The 12240-nt window shown below is 41.1% G+C and carries 11 protein-coding genes; 7 read left to right on the top strand and 4 right to left on the bottom strand.

Features of this window, described 5'->3' with window-relative positions; translation table 11 throughout:
* Positions 1 to 33: 33 nt before the first annotated feature.
* The gene (locus D2V05_RS05535) at positions 34 to 924 is read left to right on the top strand and encodes a hypothetical protein (RefSeq protein ID WP_119646682.1); all 891 of its coding nucleotides are present in this window, start codon (positions 34 to 36) and stop codon (positions 922 to 924) included.
* 5 nt (positions 925 to 929) lie between these two features.
* Here D2V05_RS05535 and D2V05_RS05530 read toward each other — a convergent pair whose 3' ends face one another.
* Genes D2V05_RS05530 through D2V05_RS05520 form a run of 3 tightly spaced genes read right to left on the bottom strand, consistent with a single transcriptional unit; the run spans position 930 to position 2890 of the window.
* Positions 930 to 1640 carry an acetolactate decarboxylase gene (locus D2V05_RS05530; RefSeq protein WP_119646505.1) on the bottom strand — a complete coding sequence of 237 codons (711 nt, stop codon included), beginning with the start codon at positions 1638 to 1640 and terminating at the stop codon, positions 930 to 932.
* 15 nt (positions 1641 to 1655) lie between these two features.
* Entirely contained in the window at positions 1656 to 2633 is a 978-nt protein-coding gene (locus D2V05_RS05525; RefSeq protein ID WP_119646504.1) for a permease, read from the bottom strand.
* A gap of 20 nt (positions 2634 to 2653) precedes the next feature.
* On the bottom strand, positions 2654 to 2890 hold the full coding sequence (locus D2V05_RS05520) for a thioredoxin family protein (protein ID WP_119646503.1): 237 nt from the start codon (positions 2888 to 2890) through the stop codon (positions 2654 to 2656).
* A 179-nt stretch (positions 2891 to 3069) separates the two neighbouring features.
* Here D2V05_RS05520 and D2V05_RS05515 point away from each other — a divergent pair, with 179 nt between their 5' ends.
* The 6 genes from D2V05_RS05515 (at position 3070) to D2V05_RS05490 (ending at position 9405) form a co-directional block, all read left to right on the top strand.
* A complete protein-coding gene (locus tag D2V05_RS05515; protein WP_119646676.1) occupies positions 3070 to 3744 on the top strand; it encodes a response regulator transcription factor in 675 nt (224 codons plus the stop codon).
* A gap of 3 nt (positions 3745 to 3747) precedes the next feature.
* Positions 3748 to 5007 (top strand): sensor histidine kinase, encoded by a 1260-nt coding sequence (locus D2V05_RS05510; RefSeq protein ID WP_119646502.1) that lies wholly within the window; start codon positions 3748 to 3750, stop codon positions 5005 to 5007.
* A gap of 86 nt (positions 5008 to 5093) precedes the next feature.
* The gene (locus tag D2V05_RS05505; RefSeq protein WP_119646501.1) at positions 5094 to 7511 is read left to right on the top strand and encodes a TonB-dependent receptor; all 2418 of its coding nucleotides are present in this window, start codon (positions 5094 to 5096) and stop codon (positions 7509 to 7511) included.
* 10 nt (positions 7512 to 7521) lie between these two features.
* The gene (locus D2V05_RS05500; protein ID WP_119646500.1) at positions 7522 to 8283 is read left to right on the top strand and encodes a COG4705 family protein; all 762 of its coding nucleotides are present in this window, start codon (positions 7522 to 7524) and stop codon (positions 8281 to 8283) included.
* 75 nt (positions 8284 to 8358) lie between these two features.
* On the top strand, positions 8359 to 8814 hold the full coding sequence (locus tag D2V05_RS05495; protein ID WP_119638317.1) for a PepSY-like domain-containing protein: 456 nt from the start codon (positions 8359 to 8361) through the stop codon (positions 8812 to 8814).
* Positions 8815 to 9036: 222 nt separating this feature from the next.
* On the top strand, positions 9037 to 9405 hold the full coding sequence (locus D2V05_RS05490; protein WP_119646674.1) for a phosphatase PAP2 family protein: 369 nt from the start codon (positions 9037 to 9039) through the stop codon (positions 9403 to 9405).
* A gap of 60 nt (positions 9406 to 9465) precedes the next feature.
* Here D2V05_RS05490 and D2V05_RS05485 read toward each other — a convergent pair whose 3' ends face one another.
* Entirely contained in the window at positions 9466 to 11862 is a 2397-nt protein-coding gene (locus D2V05_RS05485) for an ABC transporter permease (protein WP_119646499.1), read from the bottom strand.
* Positions 11863 to 12240 lie beyond the last annotated feature (378 nt).

The raw sequence follows: 12240 nt of genomic DNA, 5'->3' as shown, positions 1-12240 counted from the left end.
CGGCATGGTTCTTTTATCTTAAAGAACGAGGCCATGAAACGTTATGTTATTATTGTGTTGATGTTAGTGTTGGGTACTGTTGGGGCATTTGCCCAAAAAACTACCAAAGAAAAGTCCAATGAGGAGGCATCCTATGTGCTTGCAGATCTGAGTTATATGAACGATGCCATCTTTATGGGGCGAAGGGATTCCATTGCTGCGCCCTATTTACTACCTTCCATTGGATATTATGACAAGTCGGGGCTGTTTGCCGATGTAACGGCTTCCTATCTGACAAGCTCTGGCGACAAGCGTGTGGACCTTTTTTATGTCACTGGAGGGTATTTGTTTGAAGCCAAGAAATGGAGCGGTGGCCTTTCAGGAACCGCGTATTTTTACAACCAGGACAGTTATAACGTACAATCGGAAGTAGTGGCCGATGTTACAGGTTTGCTCAGTTATGATTTTAAACTATTGGAGCTTTCCCTTTATGCGAGTTCATATTTCAACAAGAACAGCTCACCAGACCTGTTTTTGGGATTCATAGTGGACAAACCCATATATGCATTGAATAGGAATCTCTTGATCGATCCAAGATTTTCGGTCTTTGCCGGGTCACAATATTTTTATCAGGAATACTACACCACAAGCCGTTTGGGGAACAGGAAAGGACAAGGCAACGGGCAAGGTGGTACCTCTACTGCAGATGTGGTCACCAATGTGGAAATAGCGGAAGCCTCGGAGTTCAATGTACTTAATCTGGAATTAAGCCTTCCACTTCATTACCAATACAAGCATTTGATTTTCTCGTTTACACCCACTTGGGCCTTTCCACAGACAAGCGCAACGCTCACAACGGATGATGGTGTGTATGAGGAAGATTTGGAAAGTGTTTTTTACTGGTCCGTAGGTGTCAGCTATTGGTTCAAGACCAAAAAGAATTGATGGGATTATTTTCGTTTAGGTAGGTACAATTTATAGGAAGACGGCTTTGTGGTGATTTCATCCAAATGTCCCATAAACGATTTGTCTCGTTTCAAAAAATGGATGTGAACAAAACTATCGGCATGGGTAAAAACCCCTTGATGGTCTTCAGAATAAAACCCCAGAAGTTCCCCTTTGGTATCCTTGAACGAAAATTTCTGGGATTTGATACCTTCTCGGTACCCTGCAACCTCTGGATTTCTAGGGGTGACGATATGGGTTGCGAAATCATCAAAAGAGCCTTTGATCTTAAAAGCGAAGGGTTGTTGGAGGTCATAACCATTTTCTTTGGCGATTCTTGCCACGGCAATTTGAATGTCTTCAACACTTTTAAAAGAACCATCGATTTTAAACACCGACCACTCCTTCACATCGGAATACACAAAAAAAGGTGATCGGATGTTCCAATCTGTGCCCACCTGGTATTTTCCTTCTTCAAAAGCAGTGGCAAAATAAGGTTTGCCATCAACAACGGTGATTTCTCCCTTCATTCTATCATATGGACCCATACCATACAAATGTGATTTAGGGGAGATGGTATCCAGCAAAATATGCAGGTCGTAGGTGCTTCCCATATCTTTCATGGCACCAATGGAACGCACCTTGGGCATTTGGGCGTTCAGTTGAAAAGCCAATATTGGGAAAGAAATGGCCAATAGAAAGTTTCTGATTTTCATGTATGCAATTTTGAGTTATAATATGATGTTGAAAAGATAGCCCGAAACCATGATGCAGAGCATGACCACACCAAAGAATATTCCAATTAACTTTAATGTCATGACCTTTTTCAGTAGCATGGCCTCTGGCAAAGAGAGTCCAACGACCCCCATCATAAAGGCGATGGCCGTTCCCAAAGGAATGCCCTTGTCTACCAAGACTTGTACTACGGGCAAAATACCGGATGCATTGGAATACATAGGTACCGATAATAGAGTTGCTAAGGGAACGGCAAATAGATTGTCCTTGGCCATGTATTTTTCAAAAAAGCCGGATGGGATGTAACCGTGCATCAACCCGCCGATGGCAATGCCGATGATGACATAAGGGAGTACTCCTTTCAATATTTTCAAGGCTTCTTGCCAAATTATGGGAAGTCGTTGTTTTAACGAGTGTTCTTCCTCTTCAAACACTTCCTGCTCCTTTTGGGCATTGGCAAGAACCTCTTTGACCCAAGGAGTCAAATATCTTTCCAGCTTTAATTTTTGAAGGATAAACCCTGAAATCGTTCCCAACAACACGCCGCTCAACACATACAACACCGTGGTTTTAACCCCGAACAATCCAATGAACAGTCCAATAGCCACTTCGTTCACCAAAGGTGAGGTGACCAGAAAGGCAAAGGTGACCCCCAAGGGAATGCCCCCACGAACAAATCCGATGAACAAAGGAACCGAGGAACAGGAACAAAAAGGGGTAACCACCCCAAAAAGGCTGGCCATTAGATATTCGGAGCCATAAAGTTTTTTCCTCGATAAGTAGTTCTTGACCTTATCAATGGGAAAATAACTGTTGACAATACCCATTAAAAAAACTACGGTAAATAACAGCAACAGTATTTTTATACTGTCGTAAATGAAGAAATCAAGGGCTTTGGCGAAATGATTATTGGGATTCATCCCAAAAATGTCATAGACCAACCATTGGGCCATATGTTCCAACCAATCGAACATGATGCCTGTAATAAGGAAATTTAATTTAAAAAGGCCAAAACTTCTTCTTTGGAGGGTATCCGACCTTTCATGACCACTTTTTCATCTACCACCAATGCTGGAGTAAGCATCACATTATATTGCATAATGTGTGTGATATCCTCCACTTTTTCAACAGAGGCATCCAACTGGTTTTCTGCGATTACCTCTGTTACAACTTTGGTCAGGTTTTGACACTTGGGGCAACCGGTACCCAAGATTTTCACTGTATGTTTCATCGCAATGTGTCTTTAAATTCAATAGGAATCCATTCAAAGGTACGTTGGCCTTGTGAGGCATACTGTGACATTTGTCACAAACAAAATCAAAGTGAACGGCGATTGGCCCTATGTTCAAAATATAATATTTAAGATTTTCTAAAGAATTGGACCCTACATTTATTCCTTAAATTTAAATGATGAAAATCCTTATAGCCGAAGATGAGATTGAACTTCAAAATTCCATAGTAACCTATTTGGAAAGGGATGGAAATGTTTGTGAAAGGGCGTCCGATTACTATGAGGCTTTGTACAAGATCGATTTATACGAATATGACCTTTTGGTCTTGGATATTAACCTGATTACCGGTAACGGTCTTGATATCCTAAGGGTATTGAAAAGGAATAAATCCCAAACCCCTGTCATCATTATCTCCGCGAACAATTCATTGGACGATAAGCTTGAAGGGCTGGATTTGGGTGCGGACGATTACCTGACCAAACCGTTTCATTTGGCAGAACTCAATTCGCGTATTAGAGCGGTTTTAAGGAGAGGTAAGTTTGGAGGAATGGAACGGATCGAGTTCAATGAAATTTCCATTGATACCAATTCAAGAACGGCGTATGTGGACAACAGCCCGATTGTATTGACCCGAAAGGAGTACGATCTACTATTATTCTTTATAACCAATAAGGGCAGGGTACTTTCCAAGGAAATTATTGCGGAACACTTATGGGGGGACCACAGTGATTTGGCCGATAATTTTGATTTCATCTATGTGCATATCAACAATCTGCGTAAAAAGTTGACCGAGACCGGAGGTAAGTATATCAAAACGGCATATGGGAGTGGTTATAAATTTATGGAGGACTGATACATGAACAAGAAAATCAAGAAAATTCCGCTGATCCAGAAAACATCCAAAACCTTTCTTTGGATAGGCCTTGTTTTGATGTTGGGCAGTACTGTGGTCCTATACTACTATCTTCGAGTTGTATTGCAGGCCGAGGTTGAGGAAGAATTGCGTTCAACGGAGTCCAGAATTGAAAAATCCATCGAGGAAGGTGGCATGGACTACCAATTACCTCCTGTTGCGGAAGTGGTAAAAGTTGACAAACTGGACATGGAAATACTCAAGGATACCCTTATCTATGACCCGTCCCAGAATGAATTGGAAGAATTCCGCGAACTCTCCACTTTTTCTTCCATCAATGGTCAAAACTATAGGATTACCGTTCGGGCATTGGTGGTTGAATCGGAAAACATTTTGTTGGCCGTGGTACTTTCCTATCTGGCCATCATACTGGTGGTCTTCATTTTCTTGTTTTATCTCAACAAGTCAAGAAACCAAAAGGTATGGCATCCTTTTTTTAGGAATCTGGAACAGATGAAAAGCTTCTCCCTGACTTCCGAAACCCCCATCGAGTTGATGGACAGTGATATTTTGGAGTTTTCCGAATTGAATGATGAGATGACCACTTTGACCAACAAAGTACGTGCAGATTATAAAAATTTAAAGCAATACACGGAAGATGTCTCCCACGAAATGCAAACACCTTTGGCCATCATCCAAGCTAAAATAGAGAATGTGATCAATGGCGAAATGTTGGAAGACACCCAATATGAACAATTGACCTCCATTCAAAAGGATATCCAACGGCTTACCCAAATGACCAAACGCTTAACCTTGTTGACCAAGATTGAAAACAATCAATTCTTGAAAAAGGAAAAATTGGATATTTCAAGGCAACTGAAGAAAAACATTCAGGATTTCAGTGAAATCTCAACCATTTCCATTGACTTTGAAATTTGCGAATCTATTTGGGTGGATATGGATTCTTTTTTAGCTCAGGTACTTTGTAGTAATTTGATTTCCAATGCTATAAAATATTCAACAGGCCATAAAAATATTTTGGTCAACGCTCAAAATGGAAAAGTAACGATTGCTAATGCTGGTGAAAAGGCAATACGGCACCCTGAAATGCTCTACTCTCGGTTTTATAGGGAATCGGATGGGGCTAAATCAACCGGTTTGGGCCTTGCCATTGTTAAACGTATCTGTGATCTGTATGGTTTTACCATCTCGTATCATTTTGAGGCGGGGATGCATCATTTCACCGTTTCTTTTATAGAGTAGCCAGAGTTCAAACCAAGATTATCGATAACTTTAAATTCCCTTTAGGATCGGGGTTTAGTTTTGATGGCAAACAAATACGTTATCCCATGAGCAAAGTGCTATCCATCCTCCTGATTATCATTTCGTGCCAAACCTTATTTTCCCAAGAAAACATAACCATAAGCGGCCAATTGCTTGATTCTGAAACCCAACAACCTCTTTCCTTTGCCAATGTGGCCGTTCATGGTTTGGAGGATGACAGGTTGGTCACGGGAGCCATCACGGACGAGAATGGACGGTTTAAAATCATTGATCTTCCCATAGGAAGGTACAGGCTCTATTTTACTTTTATCGGATACACGACCACGGAGCGGACAATGATATCAGGAGGATTGAATTCCATTTTTGATATGGGAAAGATCTCTCTTGAGCCAAGTACCCAGAATCTTGAAGAAGTTGAGGTTGTTGGAAAACAGGCTACCACCAATGCTGCGCTTGACAAAAAATCCTTCAACTTGGAAGATAACATAGCCCAATCTGGGGGTTCGGTCATGGATGCTATGAAAACACTCCCCGGAGTAACGTTTGATCAAGATGGAAAGGTGATTTTAAGGGGAAGCGATAAAGTTGTGGTGCTTATCGATGGAAAGCAGAGTAGTCTAACAGGTTTTGGCAATCAAAAGGGTCTGGCGAATATTCCTGCCTCCAATATTGAAAAAATCGAAATCATCAATAATCCTTCTGCCAAGTACGATGCCAACGGATTTGCAGGTATTGTCAATATCATTTATAAAAAAGAAAAGCAAACGGGATTCAATGGAGATGTTGGACTTTCATTTGGCCTAGGGGCCCTTGGAAAAAGACGGGCAGATACGCCCACCGATTTAGGAAGCTTTTCGGCCAACCCAAAAGTGATTCCCAGCCTCAACCTAAATTATAGGAAGGATAGGGTGAATTACTTTCTCCAGTCCGAGTTCATTTTACAAAAGGCTTTGCCCAATAATGAGTTTACCACACGTAACTATGATGACGGCAGGAACATTGTTTCACAAGTCCCCGAGAACAGGAAACAGTTTAGATCCATAATCAATGGCGGGGTTGATTATGAAATGGATGACAAAAATAGCTTCACCTTTTCGGGGCTTTATGATCGTGAGCGACATATCGATTCCGCCCAAGTTGCCTTCATCAACCTGAATACCAATGGTAGAAATCGTTTCTATAGTTGGCAAGAAGAAGAAATCACCCGTTTCATCAATGCCACAGTAAACTACAGACATAAATTTGAACAACCTGGTCACACACTGAGTGCCAGTGCTCAATATACCCAAGGATTGGAAGATGAAACCTATTCCCTTAATGATAGTTCTTCAGTGAGGATAGGGATGGATATGACCAACATCCGGGCCATTGAGAACACCACTTCGCTTTCTTCGGATTATGTTCGCCCCTTGAGTTCAGGGCGATTGGAACTGGGTGCCAAATTGCGGATCAGAAGATTACCAGTGGATTATACGATTACTCCGGGGAATCAATCCATTATCTATCCTGATTTGGGAACGTTTTCCGATTGGGGTGAAAACTTGTATGCTGGGTATGTGAACTACGTTCTGGAGAAAGAGAAGTATGATGTGGAAACAGGACTTCGTGCAGAACAAACAAAAGTTTTCTATGATTTGGACCCGACCAATGCCTATTATCCCAACAATGACAAGTATGATTATTTTGAACTGTTCCCCAACGTGCGTTTCACCTACAAGTTAAATGGCCACAACAAGATCTCGGCATTTTACAATCGAAGAATTGATCGTCCCGGAGAGCCGGAACTTAGGATTTTTCCAAAATATGACGATCCTGAACTCTTAAAAGTAGGGAATCCCTATTTGCGCCCTCAATTTACCAATGCCCTGGAACTGGCACATAAATATATATGGGGGAGTGGCTCATTGTATTCTGCCATATACCATCGGATGATCCAAGATCAATACATGCGGATTTATAGCATAGACAATTCCAATCCAGAATATGACATTGTGAACAGGATCTATCAAAATACCGGTAAAGCCACCAATACGGGTATAGAACTGCTATTGGGACAGGACATCACCAACAATTGGAAGGTTTCTGCTACGTTTAACTGGTTCTCCAACACCATCGATGCTTATCAAGGAATTCTTTTGTTTCCCTATGAGAGAAGTTTTTCTACCGAGAAATCAACTGCCGACGCATGGAATGCCAAGATGAGTACAGAAATGGTTCTGCCCAAGGATTTCTCAATTCAGGTAACTGGCATATATTATTCCGACAAGAATATTCCGCAGGGCAAGGAACTTTCCCGTTCCTCCATTGATTTTGGGTTGAAGAAGCGACTTTGGAACAAAAAAGCGGAACTGACCTTTTCCGCCAGTGATATCCTGAACAGGTTCGGGATTCGTCAACGGATATATGATCAAGGGGTTACGGCCATTTACCAGAATTATTTTGAGACCCAGATTTTCAGGGTCGGGTTTAAATACAAAATCTAATTTTTCGAAAATGAAGACACTGAACAAAGTTGCGGAGATTACCCTGTTGTTTTGGTTGATGAAAATTGTGGCGACCACCTTGGGGGAAACTTTGGGGGATTTTATTGCTCAAACCTTAGGGTTGGGATATGCCACGGGAATTCTGATCACCCTAATTTTTTTCGGGCTGGTACTGGGCATTCAATTGACCAGAAAAGCATTCATTCCGGTATGGTACTGGCTCGTTATCATTGGTACTACCACCTTGGGGACCGAAATATCCGATTTTATAGATAGAAGCCTCCACTTGGGTTACACCTGGGGAAGTCTATTGCTGTTTTCTGGATTGCTTTTGACCCTTTTTACCTGGCATAAAAGATTTGGGAACCTGGAGGTATATCCCATATTTGACCGAAACAAGGAAATCCATTATTGGATGGCCATCCTGTTTTCCAACAGTTTGGGGACCGCCTTTGGGGATTACTTGAGCGATGTTGTTGGGCTGAGCTATTTATATGGTGCCTTTGTTACCGCTGGGATTATCGTTTTAGTGATACTCTTGCATTATTTTACGAAGATGAACCAGATTATCCTCTTTTGGATTGCATTTATATTCACAAGGCCATTTGGGGCAACCTTCGGGGATTTTTTGACCAAACCTATGGCCAAAGGTGGATTGAACCTGGGCACCTTACCTGCAACCATTGTGTCCATAATATTGATCGGGTTGATGATTTACGTTTCGCATCGTCACATGGTTACTGATAATGCTGAAGAGCAGAAACAACTTTAAATCACTTTAGATTTGCTTAAAACCATCTTTAGAATTGGGTTCTAGATTTACTAAAAGATTTTAAATCAGTAGATCATGAAGAATAAAAAGTATGTCATCGGATTGCCCATAGCATTGATTTTAGGATTGGGGATTTATGCATTTGCACAGCGGACTTCGGCTCCCCTTCGAGTACAAGCATCCTTTGTAAAGAAGTTCCCGAATGTGAAAAAAGTTACTTGGGACAAAGAATCGGAAAAGGAGTGGGAGGCAGAATTCAAAATGGATGGTATTGAATATTCCGCCAATTTTTTGGAAGATGGCACGTGGAAAGAAACAGAACATGAAATCAAGAAAAATGATATCCCTGAAAATGTGGTCACAACCCTAAAAAAACAATTTTCCGAGTACAGTATTGATGAGGTTGAATTTATAGAAGACCCCAACGGTTCCCAATATGAGATCGGATTGGAAAAAGGAAAAGAGGAAATTGAGGTTTTGATCGGAACCGATGGTCAATTGATCAAGACATTGGATGAACCACGTGATTAGTTGAAGAAACCCGATGGCAACAAGATTTATAATTTGTACAGCCCTATTCTTTGTTCTAACAGGTAAAGCTTTTGGTCAGCAAACAGATTCCGCTGAAGAAATAGCAAAGGAAACGACCATTGACGGGTAGGGGATTATGCCCAGTTTGCCCCAACGACTTTTTCCCTTATCACAGTTTTGCTCAAGGGAGACAAGGAAGGATTTTGGCAGTTGGGCAAATCTATGTCCGCAAATTTGACCGCAACCTGGATTTTAAAGTATGCCATTAATAAACCAAGGCCGGAAGGGAGAACAGACGGTCACGCGTTCCCATCCGGACATACTTCCTTTGCATTTCAGGGGGCTTCTTTTCTTCAAAGAAGATATGGATGGAAATATGGAATTCCTGCCTATGCCATTGCAGGTTTTGTAGCTTATAGTAGGGTGGAAGGATTGAATGACCGACATGATGGCTGGGATGTTCTAGGAGGAGCCTTGGTCGGTATCGGAAGCACATATCTGTTCACAACACCCTATATGCAAGAGCATTTTGAGCTTAGTTTTCAAAGTGGAGATGGTTCCTATGCCTTGGGTTTGGTTTACAAGTTTTAGCTACGAATACAACAAAATGGAAGCTTTTTGAAGAAGCCATGTTGTGACCAATAGATTGTGCTACTCGTTCCGTAGCGCATCAACTGGATTGGTAATGGCGGCACGCCAGCTCTGCCAACTTACGGTAATGATGGTGATAACCAGAGCCAAAACACCAGCTAGGACGAAAATCCATACATCCAAAGTGGTTTTATAAGCAAAGTTTTCAAGCCATCCTTTCATGATTTGCCATGCAATCGGGGTAGCCATGAAGAAAGCTAAAACCACCCATTTGGCAAAGTCCTTGTTGAGCAATGCAAGTACCTCTGAAACTTTGGCACCGTTTACTTTTCTTATGCCTATCTCCTTGATTCTTCGTTTAGCCATAAAAGAAGCCGAACCAAAAAGACCCAAAGCCGCAACCACAAGACTTATCAGAGATAGGATTCCGAATAGTTGTCCCAACTTTTGGTCAGTGCGATAGGCATTGCTTAACTGGTCGTCCAGGAATTGGTAGTTGAAACCATAACCTGGATACAGACCTTTATAAATTGTCTTTATCTCATCGAGGGTTCCGCCCACATCATTGGGTGCTATTTTTACAGAAATGATATTGGCATGCTCCTCAGGTAAACCCAAAGAAACTGCCAATGGTTCAATTCCCAGATGAAGAGGTTGATAATTGAAGTCTTTGATCACCCCGATGACCTTGCTATCCTTCCACATTTGAAGGGAAAGTTTCCTGCCAACGGGCTCATTCCATTTAAGTGCTTTTACGGCTGCTTGGTTCAGGAGAATAAAGGAAGAATTGTTTTTGGCTTTCATCTCTTTAGAGAACAGTTCCCCGTCCAGGAGATCAATATTATAAAAGTCCAAATAATTTTGATCCACTATCAAATGGTAGAGTTTTATGTCTTCCTGTGTCGATTTTCCCGCCCATTCAGCGCTGCCGCCCCACTCATCATTATCCAATGCGGTTTGCGCATAGGTTACATCAAGAATATTGGTACTGGCCTGTAATTTTTCCTTCAGGACCGAATAACTTTTCTTAAGCTCAGACTGAACATCAGGAATGATAATGTTCACGATATTGTTTTTTTGAAAGCCCAGTTCTTTGTTTTGAATAAAATCCAATTGCCTATAAAATATAATGGTTCCGGCAATCAACGCTATGGAAATCGTAAATTGGGAGACTACCAAAATGTTCCTGACATTTAAAAAATTGGATGGCTTTGACGTTTGTGTCTTGAGCATCACGATCGGTTTTTGTCGCATCATATGATAGGCTGGATAGGCACATGAAATTAGGGCAAAGAGAATAACCATTCCTATCCAAGCAGCCAGGTTGCTATAGGACCATAACATACTCACCGCTAGTTCTCGTTCGACCAGTTCGGCAAAAGAAGGAAGAATAAAATATGCCAAATACATGGAAACCACAAAGGCCGACAAGCATATCAGTAGGGTTTCAACAAAAACCAGAAGGACAATCTGAAACTTGCTGGCCCCTGATATTTTTCTTATGGCGGTCTCTTTGGTGAAATACAACATTTGGGCACTGGCCAAATTCATATAATTGAACCCGGCAATAAGCAATAATAACAGGGCAATTCCGAAAAAAACACGGATATACAGAATATCTCCATTGGTACCCGATTCCAGATTTACATGACTATACAGGTGTATGTCCTTTATATTTTGAAGGTGGAAGGCTTCAGGAACATCTCCTTCCCTTGAAGCTCGAACAATTTTTGTGATTTTGGATTCCAATGATGGAACATCAACATCATTGTAAAGTTGCACATATGTATTATAGTTATTATTCCACCATTCCGCCTCAGCGTCGTTCAAATCATAAGATGGGTCAAAAACGGTTTGTTGGGAAGCCAAAAAGTTGATGGGAAGATGGGAGTTCTTAGGTACATCCTCCATAATGCCGGTAACGGTAAAATCCATGTTTCCCAAGTGGATAAGTTTACCCATTGGGTTATCTTCTTCAGGAAAATACTTTTCGGCCATTGACTTTGTCAGGACAATACTTTTTGGCTCGATCAAGGCAGTTTTCGGGTCGCCTTTTAAGAAGTGATATTGAAAAATCTCCAGAAATTCGGGCCCCGTAAAGTAGAATTTCCCATCCATAAAATGTTGGTTGTTGATTACAATTTCTATCTCATCAATAGGAAGCAATTGGGCTACATTTTTGATCTCCGGACAATTTTCCTGTAGTGTAGGCTTCATCAACCCACTTGTGGCGTTCCATAAATGGGTACCTCTCCACTCATTGTCAAGGTTTTCTTTGATGACTCTATATATGTTGGCCGCATCAGGTTGTTGTTGGTCGTAGCTGAATTCATACTTTATAAAAAGAGAAACCACTATAGCGGTGGTAAAGGCAATGGTAAGGCCCAGTAAATTAAGGATGGAATGCATCTTATGTTTCAGCAAATGACGTATTGCCGTGATAACATAAATCTTCATGGTCGTAGTTTTTCTAATTTTACATCAGTTCCATTTCAACGGGCTTGGTACAACGTATTATTTTGAACATCGGAATTTAAGAGGGCATTTTTTGATTTCCAACCGTTCTTCCCTTTAATTCCTGATTGGTAATTTATCCAACTCAACCCAAGTTGTGCCAAAATTATTCCAAAACCAATAAGTGTCTGAAAAACAATAATATATATAAAATTTTGAGCAACGGATTTTTATTTGGATGTAAAATAGTATTACAGGTCTTGTCCAAATATTTTACATAGCAAAGACCAAATTATAAGTCGCGCGAGAGGTTGCATATGGAAAATTGCAATAGGTAAAGAAGTATGTGAATAATCGGTACGTTGGTTATTTCCTCGATTC

Origin of the sequence: Flagellimonas pelagia, from assembly GCF_003584135.1 — a bacterium.
GTDB classification, from domain to species: Bacteria; Bacteroidota; Bacteroidia; order Flavobacteriales; family Flavobacteriaceae; genus Flagellimonas; species Flagellimonas pelagia.
This window is presented reverse-complemented; position numbering and strand designations above follow the sequence as displayed.